We start from the raw sequence: 26,235 nt of genomic DNA, 5'->3' as shown, positions 1-26,235 counted from the left end.
AGTGAAACACTGTTGCAAAAAATTCAGGTAAACCCCCATGCCCGAAGCTGCCGCCGAACCGGCGCTGAGCGGATTGCGCCTCAATCTGCGTATCGTTTCCGTCGTTATTTTCAACTTTGCCAGTTACCTGACGATCGGCCTGCCGCTGGCGGTTTTGCCGGGCTATGTCCATGACGTGATGGGTTTTAGTGCGTTCTGGGCGGGGCTGGTCATCAGCCTGCAGTATTTCGCCACGCTCCTGAGCCGCCCGCACGCCGGGCGCTACGCCGACCTGTTTGGTCCTAAAAGCATCGTGGTGGTGGGATTGTGCGGCTGTTTCCTGAGCGGCCTGAGCTATCTGCTGGCTGCTGCTGCTGGCGCCTGGCCGCTGGTTAGCCTGGCGCTGCTTTGCCTGGGCCGCATCATACTTGGCATTGGGCAAAGCCTGGCGGGAACCGGCTCGACGCTATGGGGCGTTGGGGTTGTAGGTGCGCCGCACATTGGCCGGGTGATCTCCTGGAACGGGATTGTCACCTATGGCGCGATGGCGCTCGGCGCGCCGCTTGGCGTGGCCTGTTATGCCTTTGGCGGGCTGTATGGATTGTCGCTCACCATTATGGCGGTCGCGCTTGTGGCGATACTGTTTGCGCTGCCGCGCCCGAAAGTGAGGGCCAGCAAGGGCAAGCCGTTGCCGTTTCGAGCCGTGCTGGGGCGCGTCTGGCCGTACGGTATGGCGCTGGCCCTGGCGACCACCGGCTTCGGCGTAATTGCAACCTTCATTACCCTCTTTTACGACGCCAAAGGCTGGGAGGGCGCGGCCTTTGCGTTAACTCTCTTTAGCGGTGCGTTTGTTGGCGCACGCCTGCTTTTCCCGAACGGTATCAACCGCCTGGGCGGGCTGAATGTGGCGATGATCTGTTTTGCGGTTGAGATTGTCGGGCTGCTGTTAACCGGCATAGCCAGCGCACCCTGGATGGCGAAAATTGGTGTCTTCCTTGCAGGGGCGGGTTTTTCACTGGTCTTCCCGGCGCTGGGGGTGGTGGCGGTGAAAGCGGTGCCGCAGCAGAACCAGGGGGCGGCGCTGGCGACCTATACGGTGTTTATGGATATGTCGTTGGGCATTACCGGGCCGCTGGCAGGGCTGGTGATGGCCTGGGCGGGGGTACCGGTGATCTACATTGCCTCGGCAGGTCTGGTTATTCTTGCCTTACTGCTGACGTGGCGGCTAAAAAAATGGCCCCCGGTGCAGGCACCGGAGGCCACGTCATCGTCGTGAAAGGTTACTGGATCACGATGGTGTTAATGATGTTTTCAGCGGCCGTCTGCGCTTTCTGCTGGTCTTCCGCTGGCAGAGTGATCTGCAGGGTCAGCAGTTTGTTATCCACCTTACCCAGCACCACAGAAGAGTAAGCGGTCTGGCCTTTTGCGGAGATGATGCTGTCCAGCTGTTGCAGCTTATGGCCTTTCAGCTCAATGGATTTATTGGTCACCACCTGCAGCTGCGGATCGCGGCCGCGCTGCTGGTCTTCCAGACGTTTGGACAGGACGGCCAGTTCTTCGCTGGTGTCGTCGCCCACAATCACAATGACCGCTTTCTGGCCGGTTGCGTCGGAGTATACGTGCATATTATTCGCCTGGGTGCCCAGCTTGCCGCTCTGGTCAGTCATATCTGCTGGCAGAGAGAAACTGAGTTTGCCATCCATCAGATTCACCGGCTGACCGGTCGCGTTGCTCTCTGCGGATGCGCCCTGAGCAGGCGTTTTCGTGTCGCTGTTATCACAGGCTGCAAGACCCGCAACCAGCAGGCCAATCCCGACATATTTAACCAGATTGCGCATTGACTTCTTCCTTTCGATAAACGGCCATAGCGGCTCATTCGTCCATCTTATCACAACTGATAAAGCGAACCCTTAACCAGCCTGCAATGCCGTGATTTCAGATTTATCTGCCAGCCTTTTCAGCAGCATATTCAGCAGCACGCCGTACATCGGCAGGAAGAACACAATGCTGATGAGCACCTTGAAGCAGTAGTCCACCAGCGCGATTTCCATCCAGTGTTCGGCCATGAACGCATCCGGGCTGCGCCAGAAGGCGATGAAGAAGAAGGCCAGTGTATCGCTCACGTTACCAAACAGCGTGGAGGCGGTGGGTGCCATCCACCAACGGTGATTCTGACGCAGGCGGTTAAACACGTGCACGTCGAGGATTTGCCCCAGCGCGTAGGCCATAAAGCTTGCGGCAGCGATACGGGCAACAAACAGGTTGAAGTGGGTTAACGCCTCAACGCCCTGCCAGCTTCCCATATAAAACAGGGATGACACCACGTATGAAATGAACAGCGCCGGAAGCATGACCGCAAAAATAATGCGGCGCGCCAGCGGTGCGCCAAAGATACGCACGGTCAGATCGGTGGCGAGGAAAATAAACGGAAAACTGAACGCGCCCCAGGTGGTATGAAAACCAAAAATGGAGATCGGGAGCTGCACCAGATAGTTGCTGGAGGTGATCACCAGCAGGTGAAAAAGCGAAAGCCAGAACAACGCTTTTACGCGCTGTGATTCAGAGAACTGCGTCATATTGTGACCTTTTTATACGTTGGGGTGAGGGAACCCAATAAAAACCGCAGCATGATACTGCTTTGGCTGGACATTGCAATGGTTAGTTTTTGCGCAATCGTTAACCTGGTTTGCATTGCCCGCGCCGGGGCGTAAACTACAGCCGTTTTTACCTGACCGAGAAGATCATGACCGACCTGTTTTCCAGCCCAGACCACACCCTTGATGCCCAGGGCCTTCGCTGCCCGGAGCCGGTAATGATGGTACGCAAAACCGTGCGCAACATGCAGACGGGTGAAACGCTGCTGATTATTGCCGACGACCCGGCCACCACGCGCGATATTCCCGGCTTTTGTACCTTTATGGAGCATGAGCTGGTGGCACAGCAGACCGAGGCGCTGCCGTACCGGTATTTGATTCGTAAGGGGTAGGTGGGCTGTCCTCTGCGGCCTGATGCCCTCACCCCGGCCCTCTCCCACGGGAGAGGGAGAAAGTCATCCTTTCATCCACGCCCTGATTCCGTCCAGGAACATCTGCGTCGCCATCATTACCAGAATCAGCCCCATCAGACGCTCCAGCGCGTTCACCCCTTTCTCACCCAGCAGGCGCAGGAACAGGGACGACTGCAGCAGGATAATAAACGTCCCGCCCCAGGCGATCAGCAGGGCAATCACCAGATGGCTCATCTGGTTCGGATACTGGTGCGACAGCAGCATCAGCGTCGCCAGAATCGTCGGCCCGGCGACGAGGGGAATCGCCAGCGGCACAATAAACGGCTCTTCACCCGCGGGCAGGCCGCTGCTGCTGCCTTCCGCGCTCGGGAAAATCATCTTAATGGCGATCAGGAACAGAATAATCCCGCCGGAAATCGAAACGGTTTCGGCACGCAGGTTAAGGAAGGCGAGGATTTTTTCACCGGCAAACAGGAAGATAAACATCACCAGCAGGGCAATAAGCAGCTCGCGGATCATGATCGCCCGGCGACGCTTTGGCTCGGTGTGCTTCAGCACCGACATGAAGATTGGCAGGTTGCCCAGTGGATCCATTATCAGGATCAATAAAACCGCTGCTGAAATGATTTCACTCATGTAAATTATCCCTGAAACTCTCTATGGTTATTATGATAATTAGCTGTATTTCTGATTGCCGGGCAATCATCGATTAATTTCGCTTGCGACTTTGGCAGCATTTTGTAATGTGAAGCATATCCCAGTTCAATACTGGCTTGCACAATCAGCACACACCCTCAGCAGGAAAAAAATGCTATGAAAAACGTTGGTTTTATCGGCTGGCGCGGTATGGTCGGCTCTGTACTCATGCAACGCATGGTTGAAGAGCGCGATTTCGACGCTATCCGCCCGGTCTTCTTCTCCACTTCTCAGCTCGGCCAGGCTGCTCCGTCCTTTGGTGGTACCACAGGCACGTTGCAGGATGCTTACGATCTGGAGGCGCTGAAGGCACTTGATATTATTGTGACCTGCCAGGGCGGCGATTATACCAACGAAATCTATCCAAAGCTGCGTGAAAGCGGCTGGCGGGGCTACTGGATTGACGCGGCCTCTTCGCTGCGTATGAAAGACGATGCCATCATTATTCTCGACCCGGTTAACCAGGGCGTCATCACCGACGGCCTGAATAACGGCGTGAAAACCTTTGTCGGCGGTAACTGCACCGTCAGCCTGATGCTGATGTCCCTCGGTGGCCTGTTCGCGCAGGATCTGGTGGAGTGGGTCTCCGTGGCGACCTACCAGGCCGCGTCCGGCGGCGGCGCGCGCCACATGCGCGAGCTGCTGACCCAGATGGGCCAGCTGCACCACAGCGTTGCGGCCGAGCTGGCAAACCCGGCGTCCGCTATTCTTGATATCGAACGTAAAGTGACCGAGCTGACCCGCAGCGGCGAGCTGCCGGTGGATAACTTTGGCGTACCGCTGGCCGGTGGCCTGATCCCGTGGATCGACAAACAGCTGGATAACGGTCAAACCCGCGAAGAGTGGAAAGGCCAGGCCGAGACCAACAAAATCCTCAATACCGCGTCGGCGATCCCGGTTGACGGTCTGTGCGTGCGTATCGGCGCGCTGCGCTGCCACAGCCAGGCCTTCACCATTAAACTGAAAAAAGATGTGTCTATTCCGACCGTGGAAGAGCTGCTGGCCGCGCACAACCCGTGGGCGAAAGTGGTGCCAAACGATCGCGATATCACCATGCGTGAGCTGACCCCGGCAGCCGTTACCGGCACGCTGACCACGCCGGTTGGCCGTCTGCGCAAGCTTAACATGGGGCCGGAGTACCTCTCCGCGTTCACCGTCGGCGACCAGCTCCTGTGGGGCGCCGCCGAGCCGCTGCGCCGCATGCTGCGTCAGCTGGCGTAATAATTTGTTAACTACCGGGGGTGATTTTCACCCCCTTTTTTTTGCGTAATACATGGAGTAACGCGCGTATGTCTTATTTTTATCAGGAGTCGTGTAGAGCGTTGGCTATGCTTTAAGGAAGAGTCATTTCTTACCTGAGGTTAGGACGGGACTAAGTGGATGCCCGTTCAGGTCACATTAAAGTCGTCCCAGGCGCTAAAAAAGGACGACATAAAAAACAGGATGAATACCATGTCCGATCGTGTGGATAGAGACGTGATTAATGCGCTTATTGCGGGTCACTTTGCCGACCCCTTTTCCGTGCTGGGGATGCACCATACAGAGGCCGGGCTGGAAGTCCGGGCGTTGTTACCGGATGCCACCGAAGTGTGGGTCATCGAGCCCAAAACCGGCCGCAAGGTGGGCAACCTGGAGTGCCTCGACTCTCGCGGCTTTTTCTCGGGCGTCATGCCCCGCCGTAAAAACCCCTTTCGCTATCAGCTCGCCGTTATCTGGCACGGCCAGCAAAACCTGATCGACGATCCCTACAGCTTTGGCCCTCTGCTGAAAGAGATGGATGCCTGGCTGCTCTCCGAAGGCACGCATCTTCGCCCTTATGAAACGCTGGGTGCCCATGCGGATACTATGGACGGAATTACCGGTACGCGGTTTGCCGTGTGGGCGCCTAACGCCCAGCGCGTCTCCGTTGTCGGGCAGTTCAACTACTGGGACGGTCGCCGCCACCCGATGCGCCTGCGCCGTGAGACGGGCATCTGGGAGCTGTTTATCCCCGGGGCGCACAACGGCCAGCTCTATAAATTCGAAATGATCGACGCCCACGGCAAGCTGCGCATTAAAGCCGACCCGTATGCCTTCGAGGCGCAGATGCGCCCGGATACCGCGTCGCTGATATGCGGCCTGCCGGAGAAGGTCGTCCAGACGGAGGAGCGTAAGCAGGCTAACCGCTTTGATGCGCCGATCTCCGTTTATGAAGTGCATCTCGGCTCCTGGCGCCGCCACACCGATAACAACTTCTGGCTCAGCTATCGGGAGCTCGCCGACCAGCTGGTGCCGTACGCCAAATGGATGGGCTTTACCCACCTCGAACTGCTGCCGGTTAACGAGCACCCGTTCGACGGCAGCTGGGGCTATCAGCCCACCGGGTTGTACGCCCCGACTCGCCGCTTCGGCACGCGGGATGACTTCCGCTATTTCATTGATGCCGCGCACGCCGCCGGGCTGAACGTGATCCTCGACTGGGTGCCGGGCCATTTCCCGTCGGACGATTTTGCGCTGGCAGAGTTTGACGGCACGAAGCTGTACGAGCACAGCGACCCGCGCGAAGGCTATCACCAGGACTGGAACACGCTGATCTACAACTACGGGCGCCGTGAAGTCGCGAACTACCTGGTCGGGAATGCGCTGTACTGGATCGAGCGATTTGGCATTGACGCCCTGCGCGTGGATGCGGTGGCCTCGATGATCTACCGCGACTACAGCCGCAAAGAGGGTGAGTGGATCCCGAACGAGTACGGCGGTCGTGAAAACCTGGAAGCGATTGAGTTCCTGCGCAATACCAACCGCATTATTGGCGAGCAGGTGGACGGCGCCGTGACTATGGCGGAAGAGTCGACGGACTTTGCAGGCGTCTCCCGCCCACCGTCATCAGGCGGCCTGGGGTTCTGGTATAAGTGGAACCTGGGCTGGATGCACGACACCCTCGACTACATGAAGCTCGACCCGGTTTATCGTCAGTATCACCACGATAAGCTCACTTTCGGGCTGCTCTACAACTACACCGAAAACTTCATGCTGCCGCTGTCGCACGATGAAGTGGTGCACGGCAAAAAATCCATTCTCGACCGCATGCCCGGCGACGCGTGGCAGAAGTTTGCCAACCTGCGCGCCTACTACGGCTGGATGTTTGCCTTCCCGGGTAAAAAACTGCTGTTTATGGGCAATGAGTTCGCCCAGGGGCGCGAGTGGAACCACGACTCAAGCCTCGACTGGCACCTGCTGGAAGGTGGCGACAACTGGCATCACGGCGTGCAGCGTCTGGTGCGCGATCTGAACCTGACCTACCGCCACCACAAAGCGCTGCACGAGCTGGACTTCGACCCGTACGGCTTTGAGTGGCTGGTGGTGGACGATCACGAGCGCTCGGTGTTTGTCTTTGTGCGTCGCGATAAAGCGGGCAACGAGATCATCGTCGCCAGCAACTTCACGCCGGTGCCGCGTGAACACTACCGCTTCGGCATTAACCAGCCGGGCAAATGGCGCGAGATCCTGAATACCGATTCCATGCACTACCACGGCAGCAACGCCGGCAACGGCGGGCTGGTGCAGAGCGATGCCGTCGAAAGCCACGGGCGACCAAACTCCCTGAGCCTGACGCTGCCGCCGCTTGGCACCATCTGGCTGATGCGGGAGGGAGAATGACGCAGCTTACGGCAGGTAAACCCGAACCGCTCGGCGCGAGCTATGACGGAAAGGGGGTGAACTTCACGCTCTTTTCTGCTCACGCGGAGCGGGTCGAGCTCTGCGTGTTTGACGGGGAGGGTAACGAGCACCGTTACGATTTACCGTCCCGCACGGGAGACATCTGGCACGGTTACCTGTCGGGCGGGCGTCCGGGGATGCACTACGGTTTTCGCGTACACGGCCCGTGGGAGCCCTCTCAGGGGCACTGGTTTAACCCGGCGAAGCTATTGATTGACCCGTGCGCGCACCGCGTGGACGGCGAGTTCAAAGACGACCCGCTGTTCCACGTCGGCTACGGCGAGCCCGACCACCGCGACAGCGCGCCCGTCGCGCCAAAAAGCGTGGTGGTGCACGATCTCTACGACTGGGAAGACGATGCCCCGCCGCGCACGCCGTGGGGCAACACCGTCATTTATGAAGCGCACGTCAAAGGGCTGACCTACCTGCACCCGTCGATCCCCAAAGAGATGCGCGGCACCTATCAGGCGCTTGGGCATCCGACGATGGTCGCTTACCTGAAGCATTTGGGCATCACGGCCCTGGAGCTGCTGCCCGTAGCGCATTTCGCCAGCGAGCCGCGCCTGCAGCGCCTGGGGCTGAGCAACTACTGGGGCTACAACCCGCTGGCGATGTTCGCCCTGGAACCGCGCTATGCCGCGCATCCGGAGAAGGCGCGGGATGAGTTTCGCGACGCGGTGAAGGCGCTCCACGCCGCGGGAATTGAGGTCATTCTGGACGTGGTGCTGAACCACAGTGCGGAAAGCGATCTTGACGGCCCAACGCTCTCACAGCGCGGAATCGATAACCGTAGCTATTATTGGATCAGGGACGACGGCGATTACGAGAACTGGACCGGCTGCGGTAACACCCTCAACCTCAGTCACCCGGCGGTCACGCATTACGCGTACGAGTGCCTGAAATACTGGGTTGAGACGTTCCACGTGGACGGTTTCCGTTTCGACCTGGCGCCCGTGATGGGGCGCACGCCGGCATTCAGCCAGCAGGCGCCTCTGTTTGAGGCAATCAAAAACTGTCCGGTGCTTTCACAGGTGAAGCTTATCGCGGAGCCGTGGGACATCGGTGACGGCGGTTATCAGGTGGGGAACTTCCCGCCGCTGTTTGCCGAGTGGAACGACCACTACCGCGATGCCATCCGCCGCTTCTGGCTGGCGCGCGATCTGTCACTGGGCGAGTTCGCCGGGCGCTTTGCCGGCTCCAGCGATCTCTTTAAGCGCGACGGCAAACGTCCGTCGGCCACCGTCAACCTGGTGACGGCGCACGACGGTTTTACGCTGCGCGACTGCGTTTGTTTCAATCAGAAACACAATGAGGCCAACGGCGAAGAGAATCGCGATGGCACTAACAATAACCATAGCTTCAATCATGGTATAGAAGGATTAGGCGGAAGTCTGGATGTGATCGAGCGGCGACGCGCCAGCGTTCATGCGCTGCTGACGACGCTTTTGCTGTCGCAGGGCACGCCGATGCTACTGGCGGGCGACGAGCACGGCCATAGCCAGCACGGCAACAACAACGCCTATTGTCAGGACAATACCCTGACCTGGCTCGACTGGGGGGAGGCGAACAGCGGGTTGACCCATTTCACCGCGGCGCTGATCCACCTTCGCCAGCAGATCCCCGCCCTTACCGCCGACCGCTGGTGGGAAGAGGGTGACGGCAACGTTCGCTGGCTGAATAAAGACGCGCAACCGTTGAGCGCGCAAGAGTGGCAACACGGCATCACCTGTCTGCAAATTCTGCTCTCGGATAAGTGGCTGGTGACGCTGAACGCGACGGACGACGTCGCAGAGATTGTTTTACCTGACGGGGAGTGGCGAGCCGTTCCCCCCTTTGCCGGAGCGGATAATCCGGTAGTAATGGCTGTCTGGCACGGGCCTGCGCACGGAGTGTGCGTATTCCAAAGATGATAAAAAAGGAGTTAGTCATGGTTAGATTAGAGAAGAACGATCCCTTAATGTTGGCACGCCAGCTACCCTTAAAGACGGTTGCCCTGATACTCGCGGGCGGGCGTGGCACCCGTCTGAAAGATTTGACCATCAAGCGTGCCAAGCCGGCCGTTCACTTTGGTGGTAAGTTCCGCATCATCGACTTTGCGCTCTCCAACTGCCTGAACTCGGGCATTCGCCGCATTGGCGTCATTACGCAGTATCAGTCGCACACCCTGGTGCAGCACATCCAGCGCGGCTGGTCATTCTTCAGCGAAGAGATGAACGAGTTTGTCGATCTGCTCCCGGCGCAGCAGCGCGTTCACGGCGAAAACTGGTACCGCGGCACGGCGGATGCCGTGACCCAAAACCTCGACATCATTCGTCGCTACAGCGCGGAATACATCGTGATCCTCGCCGGGGACCACATCTACAAGCAAGACTACTCGCATATGCTGATCGACCACGTCGAAAAAGGGGCGCGATGCACCGTGGCGTGTCTGCCGGTGCCCGTTGCCGAGGCGACGGCGTTTGGCGTGATGCACGTGGATGCGGACGATAAGATTATCGACTTCGTCGAAAAACCGGCGAACCCGCCCACCATGCCGGGGGATGACACCAAATCGCTCGCCAGTATGGGGATCTATGTCTTTGATGCGGATTATCTTTATGAGCTGCTGGAAGAAGACGACAAAGACGAAAACTCCAGCCACGACTTCGGCAAAGACATCATCCCAAAAATAACCAAAGCTGGCATGGCCTATGCACATCCTTTCCCATTGTCCTGCGTACAGTCCGACCCGAATGCGGAGCCTTACTGGCGCGATGTGGGAACGCTGGAAGCGTACTGGAAAGCCAACCTGGACCTGGCGTCCGTGACGCCCGAGCTGGATATGTACGACCAGAACTGGCCGATTCGTACCCATATGGAATCCCTGCCGCCTGCGAAATTTGTTCAGGACCGCTCCGGCAGCCACGGCATGACGCTGAACTCGCTGGTCTCCGGCGGGTGCATTATCTCCGGTTCGGTGGTGGTGCAGTCCGTGCTGTTCCCGCGCGTGCGTATAAACTCATTCTGTAATATCGATTCGGCAGTCCTGCTGCCGGATGTCTGGGTAGGGCGTTCGTGTCGTCTGCGTCGCTGCGTGATCGACCGGGCCTGCGTCATTCCTGAGGGAATGGTGATTGGTGAAAACGCGGAAGAAGACGCGCGTCGCTTCTACCGTTCTGAAGAGGGGATCGTGTTAGTCACACGGGAAATGTTGCGGAAGCTGCAGATCAAACAGGAGCGATGATGCAGGTTTTACACGTATGTTCTGAGATGTTTCCGTTGTTAAAAACGGGCGGTCTGGCAGATGTTCTGGGTGCATTACCCGCGGCGCAGATCGCCGGAGGGGTAGATACCCGAGTCCTGCTGCCCGCCTTCCCGGATATCCGGCGCGGCATACCTGATGCAAAGGTCGTGACCCGCCGTGAAACGTTTGCCGGACGCATCACCCTGCTGTTTGGGCATTACAACGGCGTAGGGATCTACCTGATCGACGCGCCGCACCTGTACGACCGACCGGGCAGCCCGTATCACGATACGAACCTGTTCGCTTATACCGACAACGTGCTGCGCTTTGCGCTGCTCGGCTGGGTGGGGGCGGAGATGGCCGTCGGGCTGGATCCGTTCTGGCGTCCGGATGTAGTGCATGCGCATGACTGGCACGCCGGGCTGGCGCCTGCATATCTGGCGGCAAAAGGGCATCCGGCAAAATCGGTGTTTACGGTGCACAACCTGGCGTATCAGGGCATGTACTACGCCCATCATATGAATGACATCGATCTGCCATGGTCGTTCTATAACATGCACGGTCTGGAGTTCAACGGGCAAATTTCGTTCCTGAAGGCCGGGCTGTACTATGCCGATCACATTACGGCGGTGAGCCCCACCTACGCGCGTGAAATCACCCAGCCGGAGTTTGGCTACGGTCTGGAAGGGCTGCTGCAGCAGCGCCATCGCGAAGGCCGCCTGTCGGGCATTCTGAACGGTGTGGATGAACAGATCTGGAGCCCGGAAACCGATCTCCTTTTGGCGGCGCGCTATGGCCGCGACTCGGTGGAAGACAAAGCCGAAAACAAACGCCAGCTGCAGATTGCGATGGGGCTGAAGGTCAACGACAAGGTGCCGCTGTTTGCGGTGGTCAGCCGCCTGACCAGCCAGAAAGGGCTGGATCTGGTGCTGGAAGCGCTGCCCGGTTTACTGGAGCAGGGCGGACAGCTGGCGCTGCTCGGCGCAGGCGACCCGGTGCTGCAGGAGGGTTTCCTCGCCGCCGCTGCGGAACATCCGGGTCAGGTGGGCGTGCAGATTGGCTATCACGAAGCGTTCTCGCACCGAATTATGGGCGGCGCGGACGTGATTCTGGTGCCGAGCCGTTTCGAACCCTGCGGCCTGACGCAGCTCTATGGCCTGAAATACGGCACGCTGCCGCTGGTGCGCCGCACGGGCGGGCTGGCGGATACGGTGTCGGATAGCTCCCTGGAAAACCTGGCGGACGGTATTGCCAGCGGGTTTGTCTTTGAAGACAGTAATGCCTGGTCGCTGCTTCGGGCGATTCGGCGTGCTTTCGTCTTGTGGTCCCGTCCATCCCTTTGGCGTTACGTACAGCGTCAGGCGATGTCCATGGACTTTAGCTGGCACGTTGCAGCGCAGTCGTACCGCGATCTCTATCAACGCTTGATGTAACGAGGCGAAGTTACTGATATGAACGCTCCATTTAGCTACTCTTCACCCACGCTCAGCGTTGAGGCGTTAAAGCACTCCATCGCCTACAAGCTGATGTTCACCATCGGGAAAGACCCGGTCATTGCCAACAAGCACGAGTGGCTGAACGCCACGCTGTTTGCGGTGCGTGACCGCATGGTCGAACGCTGGCTGCGCTCAAACCGCGCTCAGCTTTCGCAGGAGACGCGGCAGGTTTATTACCTGTCGATGGAATTTTTGATTGGCCGCACCCTCTCTAACGCGCTGCTGTCGCTCGGTATCTACGACGACGTCAAAACCGCGCTGGAAGAGATGGGGCTGGATTTAGAAGAGCTGATTGACGAAGAGAACGACCCGGGGCTGGGCAACGGGGGGCTGGGGCGTCTCGCCGCCTGCTTCCTCGACTCGCTGGCGACGCTGGCGCTGCCGGGCCGCGGCTACGGTATTCGCTATGACTACGGCATGTTCAAACAGAACATCGTCGATGGCCGTCAGAAAGAGTCCCCGGACTACTGGCTGGAGTACGGCAACCCGTGGGAGTTTAAGCGCCACAATACGCGCTACAAAGTGCGCTTTGGCGGGCGTATCCAGCAGGAAGGAAAAAAGTCCCGCTGGGTAGAAACTGAAGAGATCCTCGCCGTGGCCTATGATCAGATCATTCCCGGCTACGACACCGACGCGACCAACACGCTGCGCCTGTGGAACGCCCAGGCCAGCAGCGAGATCAACCTCGGTAAATTTAACCAGGGCGACTACTTTGCGGCGGTGGAAGATAAAAACCACTCTGAGAACGTCTCCCGCGTCCTGTACCCGGATGACTCCACCTACTCCGGCCGCGAGCTGCGCCTGCGTCAGGAGTATTTCCTCGTCTCCGCGACGATTCAGGACATCCTCAGTCGCCACCATCAGCTGCACAAAACCTACGCCAACCTGGCGGAGAAAACGGCGATTCACCTTAACGACACCCACCCGGTGCTCTCCATTCCCGAGCTGATGCGCCTGCTGATCGACGAGCATAAGTTCAGCTGGGACGACGCGTTTGAGGTGACGTGTCAGGTGTTCTCCTACACCAACCACACGCTGATGAGCGAAGCGCTGGAAACATGGCCGGTGGATATGCTCGGCAAAATCCTGCCGCGCCATCTGCAGATTATCTTTGAGATCAACGACTATTTCCTCAAGACGCTGCAGGAGCAGTATCCGAACGATACCGGCCTGCTGAGCCGAGCCTCGATTATTGATGAATCCAACGGCCGTCGCGTGCGTATGGCCTGGCTGGCGGTGGTGATCAGCCACAAGGTGAACGGGGTGTCTGAGCTCCACTCAAACCTGATGGTGCAGTCGCTGTTCGCCGACTTCGCGAAGATCTTCCCGACGCGCTTCTGCAATGTCACCAACGGCGTCACGCCGCGCCGTTGGCTGGCGCTGGCGAACCAGCCGCTGTCCGACGTGCTGGATGAGAATATCGGCCGCACCTGGCGTACCGATTTGAGCCAGCTGAGCGAGCTTAAGCAGCACATTGATTTCCCGACGGTGAATAAAGCCGTGCGGGAAGCCAAGCTGCGGAACAAAAAACGTCTGGCGGTCTGGCTGGCGATGCACCTCAACGTGGTGGCAAACCCCAAAGCGCTGTTCGACGTGCAGATCAAACGCATCCACGAGTACAAGCGACAGCTGATGAACGTGCTGCACGTGATCACCCACTACAATCGCATTAAGGCCGATCCAACCGCCGAGTGGGTGCCGCGCGTGAAGATCTTCGCCGGAAAGGCGGCTTCCGCTTACTACATGGCGAAGCACATCATTCATCTCATCAACGACGTGGCGAAGGTGGTGAACCAGGATCCGGATATTGGCGACAAGCTGAAGGTGGTGTTCATCCCTAACTACAGCGTCAGCCTGGCGCAGCTGATCATCCCGGCGGCGGATCTCTCTGAGCAGATTTCCACGGCGGGCACGGAAGCGTCCGGCACCAGTAACATGAAGTTTGCCCTTAACGGTGCGCTGACCATCGGCACCCTGGACGGGGCGAACGTCGAGATGCTGGAGCACGTCGGGGAAGAGAATATCTTCATTTTCGGTAACACCACGGAAGAGGTGGAGGCGCTGCGCAGGAAAGGTTACTCGCCGCGTGAGTTCTATGAAGGGGATGAAGAGCTACGTCAGGTTCTGACGCAGATTGCGACCGGCGTGTTCAGCCCCGACGAGCCGGGCCGCTATCGCGATCTGGTGGATTCGCTGATTAACTTTGGCGACCACTACCAGGTGCTGGCGGATTATCGCAGCTACGTGGACTGCCAGGATAAGGTGGATGAGCTATATCGCCAGCAGGAGAAATGGACCAGCGCAGCGATGCATAACATCGCCAACATGGGGTATTTCTCTTCTGACAGGACCATCAAGGAGTATGCCGAGACGATCTGGCATATTGATCCGGTGAGGTTGTAAAAACAAAGCCGGGTGGCGGCTTCGCCTTACCCGGCCTGGTCGATCCCGTAGGCCCGGTAAGCGCAGCGCCACCGGGCATTTTTTCAATTACGACGCCAGCGAAAGCTCACGCTTGCCCGCATGCTGCTGCAGCCATTGCGCCACGCGAGACTGCTGCTCTGCGTTCAGCCACATCCCTTCTTTAGTACGACGCCAGATGGCATCGTCCAGGCGGCGAACCCATTCGTGCTCGACCAGGTAGCGCAGTTCGGCTTCATACAGCTCGTGGCCGAAATGTTCACCCAGATCGGCAAGCGATTTCGCGTCGCCCAGGAACAGCTCGGTATTGCTGCCGTAGGTGCGGGCATAGTGGCGCGCCATCCCTTCGGTAATGAACGGGAAGCGACGGCGCAGCTTCGCGGCGTAATCGTCGCGGTTTCCGCCGATATCTCCACCGGGCAGTACCGCCTCTTTGGTCCACGCCGGGCCAATGCCCTTGTAGTACGGCGCCAGTTTTTCCAGCGCGTGCTCGGCCAGCTTGCGATAGGTGGTGAGCTTGCCGCCAAACACCGACAGCAGCGGTGCCTGACCGTCTACGTCGTGGATATCGAGCGTATAGTCGCGGGTAATCGCCTGCGGCGAGTCAGACTCGTCATCGCACAGCGGACGCACGCCGGAGTAGGTCCAGACCACGTCATCCCGTGACAGCTGTTTCTTAAAGTGCGCGTTATACACTTTGAGCAGGTAGTTCACTTCGCTCTCGTCGATCTCGACGTTCTTCGGATCGCCTTTATACTCCACGTCGGTGGTACCGATGATCGAGAATTCGTCCATCCACGGGATCACAAACACGATGCGCTTGTCTTCGTTTTGCAGAATGTACGCCTGCTTCTGGGTATGCACGCGCGGCACCACAATGTGGCTGCCCTTGATCAGGCGAATGCCGTACGGTGAAGGCAGGTGCATGCCGTCGTCGAAGAACTGCTTCACCCACGGGCCGGTGGCGTTCACCAGGCCGCGCGCTTTCCAGCTGAATTTCTCGCCGGTATCAATGTCTTCTGCTTCCACAATCCACAGGCCGTTTTCGCGGCGTGCGGCGGTCGCGCGGGTCCGGGTTTTCACCTCGCCGCCTTTCTTCTCGACCATCTGCGCATTCGCCAGCACCAGACGCGCATCGTCCACCCAGCAGTCGGAATATTCGAAACCGCGCACGATTTCCGGCTTAAGGACCGATTCTGAGCCAAAACGCAAACCGTTCGAACCCGGCAGGCTGGTGCGTTTACCCAGATGATCGTACATAAACAGACCGATGCGGATCATCCACGCCGGACGCAGGTGCGGGCGGTGCGGCAGGCGGAAGCGCATCGGGATCGCCAGATGCGGGGCCATTTTCAGCAGCACTTCACGTTCGGCCAGCGCTTCGCTGACCAGGCGGAATTCGTAGTGTTCCAGGTAGCGCAGGCCACCGTGGATCAGCTTGGAGCTGGCGGACGACGTCGCGCAGGCGAGGTCGTTAGCTTCCAGCATCAGCACGGATAAACCGCGTCCTGCGGCATCAACCGCAATACCGGCACCGTTGATGCCACCGCCTATCACAATCAGATCTTTGGTTTCCATAACACCCTCATGCACTTTCGTTAAAGCTCAAAAATGTTCGATATCGCTCATAATAGCAAAGGAACGCGCTTTTGGTAACATCAAAAAAACAATTTAGAGTGATATGGATAACATAATGGCGTTTACCCGCCGTCAGGACGTACACTACGGGGTAAAATAGTGCGGTGAAACTTCACCCCCTCACCCTAACCCTCTCCCCTGAGGGGCGAGGGGATGGTTTGCTCCCTCTCCCTTTCAGGGAGAGGGCTGGGGTGAGGGTCAGCAGGCGGCATAAAACCTGAATAAGCGAAAGAGAACACCATGGATCAGTTTGAATGTATTAACGTAGAAGAAGCCCACCAGAAGATGCACCAGGGAAAAGCGGTGCTGGTGGACATCCGCGATCCGCAAAGTTTTGCGATGGGCCACACGCCGGGCGCGTTCCATCTCACCAACGACACGCTGGGCGCGTTTATGCGCGATAACGACTTCGACACGCCGGTAATGGTCATGTGCTACCACGGCAACAGCAGCAAAGGCGCGGCGCAATATCTTATTCAGCAGGGCTACGACGCGGTATACAGCGTCGATGGCGGCTTCGATGCCTGGCATCGTCATTTCCCGGCAGAAGTGGAATACGCGTTTGAGCGCTAATCCCGCTATACTGTTCCCTTTTGTGTGGAAATAAGCGACCGCTGCCCATGTTGATGATCACCTCTTTTACCAACCCGCGCGTCGCCCAGGCGTTTGTCGACTATATGGCGACGCAGGGCGTTATTCTGACCATTCAGCAACATACTCAGACCGACGTCTGGCTGGCCGACGAGAGCCAGGCAGGGCGGGTAAACGAAGAGCTGGCGCGTTTTCTTGAGAACCCTGGCGACCCGCGCTATCTGGCGGCCAGCTGGCAATCCGGCCAGACCGGCAGCGGACTGCATTACAGCCGTTTTCCCTTCCTTGCCACGATTCGCGAGCGCGCGGGCCCGTTTACGCTGCTGCTGATGGCGGCCTGTATTATCGTCTTCATTATTATGAACGTGGTGGGCGACCAGAGCGTAATGATCGCGCTGGCGTGGCCGTATGACCCATCGCTGCAGTTTGACGTCTGGCGCTACTTTACCCACGCGCTGATGCACTTCTCGGTGATGCATATCCTCTTTAACCTGCTGTGGTGGTGGTATCTCGGCGGCATCGTTGAGAAGCGGCTCGGCAGCGGTAAGCTGATTGTCATCACCGTGATTAGCGCCCTGCTGAGCGGCTACGTGCAGCATAAATTCAGCGGCCCGTGGTTCGGCGGGCTGTCGGGTGTCGTCTACGCCCTGATGGGCTACGTCTGGCTTCGCGGGGAGCGCGACCCGGAAAGCGGCATCTATTTACAACGCGGATTAATAGCCTTTGCGTTAATATGGCTAATTGCCGGATGGTTTGATCTGTTTGGTATGTCTATCGCCAATGGTGCGCACGTCACCGGCCTGGCGGTCGGGCTGGCAATGGCGCTTGCCGACACGCTCCATGCGCGAAAACGAACATAATTCTCAGGGATAATTGATGAAACAAACACAACGTCATGACGCCATTATCGAACTGGTCAAAAAACAGGGATACGTCAGCACCGAAGAGCTGGTCGAGCAGTTTGCCGTCAGCCCGCAAACCATCCGTCGTGACCTGAACGATCTGGCCGATCAGAACCGTATTTTGCGCCACCACGGCGGGGCAGCGCTGCCGTCCAGCTCGGTCAACACCTCCTGGCACGACCGTAAAGCCACGCAGACGGCTGAAAAAGAGCGCATTGCCCGTAAAGTGGCGAGCCAGATCCCGAATGGCGCGACTCTGTTTATTGACATCGGCACCACGCCGGAAGCGGTCGCCCATGCCCTGCTGGATCACGAGAACCTGCGCGTGGTGACCAACAACCTGAACGTCGCCAACACTCTGATGCAGAAAGACGATTTTCGCATCATCCTCGCGGGGGGCGAACTGCGCAGCCGCGACGGCGGGATTATCGGCGAAGCGACGCTCGATTTTATCTCTCAGTTCCGCCTCGACTTCGGCATTCTGGGGATCAGCGGCATCGACACCGACGGCTCGTTGCTGGAGTTTGATTACCACGAGGTGCGCACCAAGCGCGCGATTATTGAAAACTCGCGTCACGTGATGCTGGTGGTGGATCATTCGAAGTTTGGCCGTAACGCAATGGTGAACATGGGCAGCATCAGCATGGTGGATGCGGTCTATACCGACGTGATGCCGCCGGCGGGCGTGATGCAGGTAATTAAAGATAATAATTTGCAGTTAGAGTTGTGTTGAAAAGCCTCTCACCCTCTCCCTGTGGGAGAGGGCCGGGGTGAGGGCATCAGGCCGCACAAAACTAAACTCCGTATCCCATCATCTTCAACAGTTGCTGCGCATGCTGCACCGCATCCTGACGGTGCGCCACGCCCAGCTTCTGATACAGATTGCGAATATGCGTTTTGATGGTGGTTGCCGCCACCGCCAGCTCTCCGGCAATCTGCTCATTGCTGTACCCTGAATAGATCAGCCCCAGCACCTGCCATTCGCGCTGGGTGAGCGGGCTGGTGCGGATAAGCTCCGGCACTTCCGGGTGGTTCAGCAGGCGTTCAACGAAGTTCTCATCGAAATGCGCAAACTTGTGACGGTGGTGCTGATTAATCTCGCGCAGAATGCGCTGGGCGCGATGCTGATCCAGCTCCGGCAGCGTGTTCAACTGAATCAGCTGGCGCAGTTGCTGCGCCATCACTTCACCTTCAATCACGAAGTGGCTGATAAACCCGGTGCGGTTCGCCAGCTGCAGGGCTTCCAGCAGCACGCGCTGGGCGTCGTTTTTGCGCCCCGCCTGCCAGTAAAGCTGATTAAGCAGCAGCAGGTTGCGGTTCAGGTCGCTCATCAGGCGCAGGCTGCGGGCGTTTTCGTTTAACTCTTCCAGCACAATTTCGGCAGGCTCAAAGTCACCCAGCAGGATCTGCACGCGGGCGATGTTGCGCCACTGGCTTTGCAGGAAGTGGTTATTGGCAAATTCCGGTTTTGGCGTCTGACGCAGCCAGTTGGCGGCGGATTTTTTGTCCCCCGTCATCTGCCAGTAAATCACCCGCACCTTGTCGGCGTTTGATACCCAGTCGCTGTGGTACTGACCGTTGCCGAGCAGGTTTTCCAGACGGTTAAGGTGATTGCGGGCATTATCCAGATCGCCGCGCGCCAGCGAGCACTGCACCAGCAGAGCCAGACACTGCAGCTGCTGCTGCGGCTGGAAGCCAGAAAGCACGTTCACACCCTGACGGGCGCAGCTTTCTGCTTCATCCAGGCGCGACCATGCCCACAGGAGCTGAGCGCGAATACGCAACAGGAACTCGTGCATCGGCAGCTGTTCCAGGTGCTGTTCACGAATCAGCTGGAACGCTTTTTCCTGATTTTCCCAGGCCGCCTGCAGGAACCCCTGAGCGAATAAAATCTCGCTTTGCTGGATCAGGCTCCACAGCGCGTAGTGCCACACATCATGGCGGCGCGCCATCTGCTCGGTTTGCTGCATCAGCGAAAGGGAACGCGTCAGTTCACCCTTGCAGTGCAGCACTTCGCCGTGCACCGAGGTCGCCACAATCCGGCTGTAAAAATTCGCCAGCGGCAGTTCATCCAGCGCGACCATCGCCAGCCGTTCCGCTTCATCCGCATCGCCGTCGTTAATCGCGACCTGCGCCCGCAGGGCGTTAAATTCGCCATGCAGGGTGATATCCATTTCGCTTTCCATCTCCTGCTCGGCGCGCGCCAGCAGGGTATTCACTTCGCTGTAGCGGTGCTGGCTCTGCATCAGCCAGGCCTGGAGCAGCACCAGACGCGGGTTCTCCAGCAGGCTCTCCCACGGCAGGGCTTTCAACGACTCTTCCAGCAGCGTCAGCTCGCTGTGGTTAAACAGCCCCCACGCGTGGTTAAGCAGGATATCGCGCAGCATGCTGGCGTCACCGGCGGCAAGCGCGTGGTGAATGGCCTCGCTCGGGAAGCCTTGCGCCATCCAGCTTTCGGCGGCGGCGCGGTGGATTTCCGGCAATTCCGTGGCAAGCTCCCACTGGCAGCGCTGGCGCAGGAAGCTGCCAAACAGCGGATGGTAGCTGAACCACTCGCCGGGATCGTCCATGCGCGTCAGGAACAGGCCCTGACGTTCAATCTCTTCCAGCTGCAGCTGGCCGTTTTCACAGCCGGTAACGCGCACAATCAGCGCGTCGTTCATGGAACGCAGCAGGGAACTTTTCAGCAGGAAATTACGGGTCGATGGATCGACGCTGTTCAGCACTTCATCCACCAGGTAATCAGAAAGATGGCTGGCGTTGATGCCGGCCAGACGACGCGCAGACTGGTGCGTCGGGCTGTTGTTTTGCCGGGCAGAGAGGGCAATCAGCTGTAGCGCCGTCGCCCAGCCCGCGACGTCATCACACAGGCGGCTGCTTTCAGCGGCCTCAATCGGCGAGGTCAGGCGGCAGTCGAAGAACTGTTTCGCTTCCTGGTGGGTGAAGGCCAGCTGTTGGCTGCCCACTTCCAGAAGCTGATCGCGCACGCGCAGGTTGGCAATTCCCAGCTGCGGCAGGTTGCGTGACAGCACGACTAAGGTCAGGTTTTCCGGCTGATGACGCAGGAAGAAGCGCATCGACTCGTGGATCACCGGGTTCGTAATCAGATGATAGTCATCAATTACCACGTACAGCGGGCGATGCCATTCGGCCAGTTCGATAAATAGCTGAGAGAAAAGGGAGGACAGGCTGGCGTACTGGCGCTTTTGCACCATCGCTTCACTGGCGACGCAGTGTCCATTGGTTGCCTGTTGAATAGCGGCAATCAGATAGCTGGCAAAACGCTCTTGCTGGTTATCGCCCTCATCAAGAGAGTACCAGCCAAGATCGCTTTTACCTGCGGCCCATTGTGAAATGAGCGTTGTTTTTCCATAACCTGCAGGGCTCGTAACCAGCGCCAGTCGGAAATTATGCGCGCCGGAAAGTTTAGCCAACAGGCGCTCGCGGACCACTGTATGGTCAAGACGAACCGGGCGACTTAATTTAGACGGAATCAACATAGGTTTCACTTCACTGTGGGGAACGAGAGAATTTATTTTTTTTGCGCTTCGTAATTAATAGCTATAAGGTCGGTCAGAAAGAGAACTATTGCAAGTTATGTCTGGCTTTTGTGGCTCTGAATTTGCACTCTGTCACAAAACATTCCGGCCAGTGTCGGAACTTTTTTAAAAAGGCTTTGATGCCGCGTGAATGCTGGCTTGTATGGATGTCACCCGGTCGGGCTGAAACTGGTTTCAGAAAGGTATAATGACGCCGAATTTAATAAACTTCGGGTAAAGTTGAGTGAGATTAATAATCTCCTTAGGTATGAGCCCATTGCTGAAATATTATTCTCCGTAAGCAATCATTTCCGGGCGGATTAATTTCACCCGAAACTGCATTTCATTTCTTTGACATTCTCCCCGGTTACTTTTTTAACTTCCTGGCACGCTACGGCTATGCTCTCAGAGTGGCCTCGATCACACTTTTATGCTCATCCCCGCTACTCCTCCCTGTCTAATCCCCCACGGGAGGAGGAAGAGGTGAAATGAGCCAGGCACACTAGCGCCAACTTGTGTTTTCTTTCTAAAGGATGCCGATCCCCTATGTCACAGCCTACCTTCAACAAAGCTCAATTCCAGGCTGCCCTGACGCGTCAGTGGCAGCGTTTTGGCCTTCATGCTGCAAACGAGATGACGCCTCACCAGTGGTGGCAGGCGGTGAGCGGGGCGCTCGCAGAGCAGCTGGATGCTCAGCCCGTGGCGAAGCCCGTCAAAGGCCAGCGTCACGTCAACTATATCTCGATGGAGTTCCTGATTGGCCGCCTGACCGGCAACAACCTGCTGAACCTTGGCTGGTATCAGGAGGTGGGTGATGTGCTGAAAGAGCACGACATTAACCTGACCGACCTGCTGGAAGAAGAGATTGACCCGGCGCTGGGTAACGGCGGTCTGGGTCGTCTGGCGGCCTGCTTCCTTGATTCCATGGCGACCGTCGGCCAGTCGGCGATTGGCTATGGTCTGAACTACCAGTACGGTCTGTTCCGTCAGTCGTTTGCCGACGGCCATCAGATGGAAGCGCCGGACGACTGGCACCGTAACACCTACCCGTGGTTCCGCCACAACGCGCAGCTGGATGTGCAGGTCGGCATCGGCGGGAAAGTGACGAAGCAGGGGCTCTGGGAGCCGGCGTTCACTATTACCGGAGAAGCCTGGGATCTGCCGGTGCTCGGCTACCGTAACGGCGTGGCGCAGCCGCTGCGTCTGTGGCAGGCGAAGCACGCGCATCCGTTTAACCTGACCAAATTCAACGACGGTGATTTCCTGCGCGCCGAACAGCAGGGCATTGACGCCGAGAAGCTGACGAAGGTCCTCTACCCGAACGACAATCATCTGGCGGGTAAAAAGCTGCGCCTGATGCAGCAGTACTTCCAGTGCGCCTGCTCCGTGGCGGACATTCTGCGTCGCCATCATCTGGCGGGCCGCAAGCTGGCGCAGCTGCCGGACTTCGAAGTTATCCAGCTCAACGACACGCACCCGACTATTGCCATCCCGGAACTGCTGCGCGTGCTGATCGACGAGCATCAGCTGAGCTGGGACGACGCCTGGGCCATCACCAGCCGCACCTTCGCCTACACCAACCACACCCTGATGCCAGAAGCGCTCGAGTGCTGGGATGAAAAGCTGGTGAAAGCGCTGCTGCCGCGCCATATGCAGATCATCAACAAGATTAACGACCAGTTTAAAGCGCTGGTGGAGAAAACCTGGCCGGGCGACAAAGCCGTCTGGGCCAAGCTGGCAGTGGTGCACGACAAACAGGTGCGCATGGCGAACATGTGCGTAGTCAGCGGCTTTGCCGTTAACGGCGTGGCGGCGCTGCACTCCGACCTGGTGGTGAAAGATCTGTTCCCGGAATATCACCAGCTGTGGCCGACCAAATTCCACAACGTGACCAACGGCATCACGCCGCGTCGCTGGATCAAGCAGTGTAACCCGCTGCTGGCCGGCCTGCTGGACAAGACCCTGAAGAAAGAGTGGGCCAACGATCTGGACCAGCTGATCAACCTGGAAAAACAGGCCGACGACGCGAAATTCCGCGAGCAGTACCGTGCGATCAAGCTGGAGAACAAGGTTCGCCTGGCGGAGTTCGTGAAAGTGCGTACCGGGATTGAGATCAACCCGCATGCCATTTTCGACATTCAGATCAAACGTCTGCATGAGTACAAGCGCCAGCACCTGAACCTGCTGCACATTCTGGCGCTGTACAAAGAGATCCGCGAGAACCCGCAGGCCGACCGCGTGCCGCGCGTGTTCCTGTTCGGTGCGAAAGCGGCGCCGGGCTACTACCTGGCGAAAAACATTATCCTCGCTATTAATAAAGTGGCGGCGGCGATCAACAGCGATCCGAAAGTGGGCGACAAGCTGAAGGTGGTGTTCCTGCCGGACTACTGCGTCTCGGCGGCTGAAATGCTGATCCCGGCGGCGGATATCTCCGAGCAGATCTCGACCGCAGGGAAAGAAGCGTCCGGTACCGGGAACATGAAGCTGGCGCTGAACGGCGCGCTGACCGTCGGCACGCTCGACGGGGCGAACGTTGAAATCGCCGAGAAGGTCGGTGAAGAGAATATCTTTATCTTCGGCCATACCGTGGAAGAGGTGAAAGCCATCAAGGCCAAAGGCTACGATCCGGTGAAATGGCGTAAGAAAGACAAAGTGCTGGATGCGGTTCTGAAGGAACTGGAAAGCGGCAAATACAGCGACGGCGACAAGCACGCGTTTGACCAGATGCTGCACAGCATGGACAAACACGGCGGCGACCCATACCTGGTAATGGCGGACTTCACGGCCTACGTTGAAGCGCAGAAACAGGTCGACGTGCTGTACCGCGACCAGGAGGCGTGGACCCGGGCGTGCATTCTGAACACCGCGCGCTGCGGCATGTTCAGCTCTGACCGCTCAATCCGTGATTATCAGGCCCGTATCTGGCAGGCAAAACGCTAAGGAAGCGCGATGGAGAGTAAACGTCTGGACAGTGCCGCGCAGGCGGCGGGAATTAGCCTCAGTTACATCAACGCGCACGGCAAACCGCAGTCTATTGGTGCGGACACCAAAAGACGTTTGCTGGATGCGATGCACAAAACCGACGCGAAAGCGTCGGTTGCCCCGGTGCCAAACGTGAAGGTCTTTACCGCAGGCAAAAAGATGCCGCTGGCGGTGGAGGGGCGCGGCGAGTTTAGCTGGCTGCTCACCACCGAAGAGGGGCATCAGCATAAAGGCCACGCCACCGGCGGCAAAACGTTAAACCTTCCGGCGAAGCTGCCGGAGGGCTATCACAGCCTGACGCTCACCCAGGACGAACAGCGTTTTCACTGCCGGGTGATCGTCGCGCCAAAACGCTGCTATGAGCCGCAGGCGCTGCTTGAAGGCAAAAAGCTGTGGGGCGCCTGCGTGCAGCTCTATACGCTGCGTTCCGACAGCAACTGGGGCATCGGCGATTTTGGCGACCTGAAGAACATGCTGGCATCCGTGGGCGAGCGCGGTGGGGCCTTTATTGGCCTCAACCCAATTCACGCGCTCTATCCGGCGAATCCGGAAAGCGCCAGCCCGTACAGCCCGTCTTCCCGACGCTGGCTGAACGTGATTTACATCGACGTTAACGCGTTAGACGACTTTAAAAACAGCAAAGAGGCGCAGGCGTGGTGGAAGCTTGATACCACCCGGCAGATGCTGAAGCAGGCCCGCGACGCGGACTGGGTGGACTATTCCACCGTCACGGCGCTGAAAATGGCCGCGCTGCGTCTGGCGTGGAAAGGCTTTTCGCAGCGCGATGACGAGCAGATGGCGGCCTTCCGCCAGTTTGTGATGCAGGAAGGCGAAAGCCTCTACTGGCAGGCGGCATTTGATGCGCTGCACGCATATCAGGTGAAAGAGGACGAAATGCGCTGGGGCTGGCCGGTCTGGCCGGAAGCGTATCAGACCGTGGATACCCCTGAAGTCAAAGCCTTCTGTAAAAATCATGCCGATGAGGTGGACTTCTACCTGTGGCTGCAGTGGCTGGCGTACAGCCAGTTTGCTGCCTGCTGGCAGGTGAGCCAGGGCTATAAGATGCCGATCGGTCTGTATCGTGACCTGGCCGTGGGCGTGGCGGAAGGCGGCGCGGAAACCTGGTGCGACCGTGAGCTCTACTGCCTGAAGGCGTCTGTGGGCGCGCCGCCGGATATCCTCGGGCCGCTCGGGCAGAACTGGGGCCTGCCGCCGATGGATCCGCACGTGATGGCGGCGCGCGCCTACGAGCCGTTTATCGACCTGCTGCGCGCGAACATGCAGAACTGCGGGGCGCTGCGCATTGACCACGTGATGTCCGTGCTGCGCCTGTGGTGGATCCCGTACGGTGAAACGGCCGATCACGGGGCGTACGTCCAGTATCCGGTTGACGATCTGCTGTCGATCCTGGCGCTGGAGAGTAAACGTCACCAGTGCATGGTGATCGGTGAAGATCTCGGTACCGTGCCGGTGGAAATTGTCAGCAAGCTCCGCGACAGCGGCGTCTACTCCTATAAAGTGCTCTATTTTGAAAACGACCATGAGAAAACCTTCCGCGCGCCGAAAGCGTACCCTGAACAGTCAATGGCAGTCGCGACGACGCATGATCTTCCTACGCTCAGGGGCTACTGGGAAAGCGGCGACCTGACCCTCGGCAAAATGCTGGGACTGTATCCTGATGAAGAGGTTCTGCGCGGTCTGTATCAGGATCGTGAGCTGGCGAAGCAGGGGCTGCTGGATGCGCTGCATAAGCATGGCTGTCTGCCGAAGCGTGCAGGGCATAAAGCGTCGCTGATGGCGATGACCCCAACGCTCAACCGTGGCCTGCAGCGCTATATTGCCGACAGCAATAGCGCGTTGCTCGGCCTGCAGCCGGAAGACTGGATTGATATGGCGGAGCCGGTGAACGTTCCGGGCACCAGCTATCAGTACAAGAACTGGCGACGCAAGCTGTCCACAACGCTTGAGAAGATGTTTGCCGATGACGGGGTGAACAGGCTGATTAAGGATTTGGATAAGCGCAGAAGGGCGGTGGGTAAGAAGCGGTAGTTTCACCCTAACC

The 26,235-nt window shown here is 58.3% G+C and carries 18 protein-coding genes; 13 read left to right on the top strand and 5 right to left on the bottom strand.

All coding sequences use genetic code 11. The features are described from left to right. Positions 1 to 37: 37 nt before the first annotated feature. Positions 38 to 1,255 (top strand): MFS transporter, encoded by a 1,218-nt coding sequence (locus AC4ICF_RS21730; protein ID WP_316380240.1) that lies wholly within the window; start codon positions 38 to 40, stop codon positions 1,253 to 1,255. 4 nt (positions 1,256 to 1,259) lie between these two features. On the opposite strand, the gene AC4ICF_RS21725 is transcribed toward AC4ICF_RS21730, so the two are convergent. Further along, complete coding sequence (locus AC4ICF_RS21725; RefSeq protein ID WP_316380241.1) at positions 1,260 to 1,817, bottom strand: DcrB family lipoprotein; 558 nt, start codon at positions 1,815 to 1,817, stop codon at positions 1,260 to 1,262. Between the two features lie 72 nt (positions 1,818 to 1,889). Next, the gene (locus AC4ICF_RS21720; protein WP_014885561.1) at positions 1,890 to 2,555 is read right to left on the bottom strand and encodes a 7-cyano-7-deazaguanine/7-aminomethyl-7-deazaguanine transporter; all 666 of its coding nucleotides are present in this window, start codon (positions 2,553 to 2,555) and stop codon (positions 1,890 to 1,892) included. A gap of 167 nt (positions 2,556 to 2,722) precedes the next feature. On the opposite strand from AC4ICF_RS21720, the gene tusA reads away from it, so the two are divergent. After that, positions 2,723 to 2,965, top strand: coding sequence for a sulfurtransferase TusA (gene tusA / locus AC4ICF_RS21715; RefSeq protein ID WP_008503071.1), 243 nt, complete (start codon positions 2,723 to 2,725; stop codon positions 2,963 to 2,965). A gap of 63 nt (positions 2,966 to 3,028) precedes the next feature. Here the strand turns inward: tusA and yhgN are convergent, their stop codons facing one another. Then, entirely contained in the window at positions 3,029 to 3,622 is a 594-nt protein-coding gene (yhgN, locus tag AC4ICF_RS21710) for an NAAT family transporter YhgN (protein ID WP_003861574.1), read from the bottom strand. Positions 3,623 to 3,799: 177 nt separating this feature from the next. Here yhgN and asd point away from each other — a divergent pair, with 177 nt between their 5' ends. The 6 genes from asd to glgP all read left to right on the top strand — a co-directional run bounded on the left by asd (position 3,800) and on the right by glgP (position 14,503). Next, the gene (gene asd / locus AC4ICF_RS21705; protein ID WP_316380242.1) at positions 3,800 to 4,903 is read left to right on the top strand and encodes an aspartate-semialdehyde dehydrogenase; all 1,104 of its coding nucleotides are present in this window, start codon (positions 3,800 to 3,802) and stop codon (positions 4,901 to 4,903) included. 231 nt (positions 4,904 to 5,134) lie between these two features. Beyond that, complete coding sequence (glgB, locus tag AC4ICF_RS21700) at positions 5,135 to 7,321, top strand: 1,4-alpha-glucan branching enzyme (protein WP_116342733.1); 2,187 nt, start codon at positions 5,135 to 5,137, stop codon at positions 7,319 to 7,321. Beyond that, on the top strand, positions 7,318 to 9,291 hold the full coding sequence (gene glgX / locus AC4ICF_RS21695; protein WP_163330636.1) for a glycogen debranching protein GlgX: 1,974 nt from the start codon (positions 7,318 to 7,320) through the stop codon (positions 9,289 to 9,291). The genes glgB and glgX overlap by 4 nt, the downstream gene beginning before the upstream one ends. Positions 9,292 to 9,308: 17 nt before the next feature. Beyond that, the gene (gene glgC / locus AC4ICF_RS21690; protein WP_023333724.1) at positions 9,309 to 10,604 is read left to right on the top strand and encodes a glucose-1-phosphate adenylyltransferase; all 1,296 of its coding nucleotides are present in this window, start codon (positions 9,309 to 9,311) and stop codon (positions 10,602 to 10,604) included. Next, positions 10,604 to 12,037: a glycogen synthase GlgA gene (glgA, locus tag AC4ICF_RS21685; RefSeq protein WP_061096850.1), complete on the top strand. Its 1,434-nt coding sequence runs from the start codon at positions 10,604 to 10,606 to the stop codon at positions 12,035 to 12,037. The genes glgC and glgA overlap by 1 nt, the downstream gene beginning before the upstream one ends. 18 nt (positions 12,038 to 12,055) lie before the next feature. Next, the gene (gene glgP / locus AC4ICF_RS21680; protein WP_116342729.1) at positions 12,056 to 14,503 is read left to right on the top strand and encodes a glycogen phosphorylase; all 2,448 of its coding nucleotides are present in this window, start codon (positions 12,056 to 12,058) and stop codon (positions 14,501 to 14,503) included. An 87-nt stretch (positions 14,504 to 14,590) separates the two neighbouring features. Here the strand turns inward: glgP and glpD are convergent, their stop codons facing one another. Beyond that, entirely contained in the window at positions 14,591 to 16,099 is a 1,509-nt protein-coding gene (gene glpD / locus AC4ICF_RS21675; RefSeq protein WP_116342727.1) for a glycerol-3-phosphate dehydrogenase, read from the bottom strand. 300 nt (positions 16,100 to 16,399) lie between these two features. On the opposite strand from glpD, the gene glpE reads away from it, so the two are divergent. From glpE to AC4ICF_RS21660, 3 genes are read left to right on the top strand one after another with little or no spacing between them, the layout of a single operon-like run. After that, on the top strand, positions 16,400 to 16,732 hold the full coding sequence (gene glpE, locus AC4ICF_RS21670; RefSeq protein ID WP_096928555.1) for a thiosulfate sulfurtransferase GlpE: 333 nt from the start codon (positions 16,400 to 16,402) through the stop codon (positions 16,730 to 16,732). 47 nt (positions 16,733 to 16,779) lie between these two features. Next, on the top strand, positions 16,780 to 17,610 hold the full coding sequence (gene glpG / locus AC4ICF_RS21665) for a rhomboid family intramembrane serine protease GlpG (protein WP_166712536.1): 831 nt from the start codon (positions 16,780 to 16,782) through the stop codon (positions 17,608 to 17,610). Between the two features lie 16 nt (positions 17,611 to 17,626). Continuing rightward, positions 17,627 to 18,385, top strand: coding sequence for a DeoR/GlpR family transcriptional regulator (locus AC4ICF_RS21660; protein ID WP_028014684.1), 759 nt, complete (start codon positions 17,627 to 17,629; stop codon positions 18,383 to 18,385). Positions 18,386 to 18,446: 61 nt separating this feature from the next. Here AC4ICF_RS21660 and malT read toward each other — a convergent pair whose 3' ends face one another. Then, the gene (gene malT, locus AC4ICF_RS21655; protein WP_061096855.1) at positions 18,447 to 21,152 is read right to left on the bottom strand and encodes an HTH-type transcriptional regulator MalT; all 2,706 of its coding nucleotides are present in this window, start codon (positions 21,150 to 21,152) and stop codon (positions 18,447 to 18,449) included. Positions 21,153 to 21,737: 585 nt separating this feature from the next. On the opposite strand from malT, the gene malP reads away from it, so the two are divergent. Further along, entirely contained in the window at positions 21,738 to 24,131 is a 2,394-nt protein-coding gene (gene malP / locus AC4ICF_RS21650) for a maltodextrin phosphorylase (protein WP_316380243.1), read from the top strand. A gap of 9 nt (positions 24,132 to 24,140) precedes the next feature. Further along, positions 24,141 to 26,222 (top strand): 4-alpha-glucanotransferase, encoded by a 2,082-nt coding sequence (malQ, locus tag AC4ICF_RS21645; RefSeq protein ID WP_491466133.1) that lies wholly within the window; start codon positions 24,141 to 24,143, stop codon positions 26,220 to 26,222. The last annotated feature ends 13 nt before the right edge of the window (positions 26,223 to 26,235 follow it).

This window comes from Enterobacter sp. ECC_219_Taxon_10 (assembly GCF_058354905.1).
This window is presented reverse-complemented; position numbering and strand designations above follow the sequence as displayed.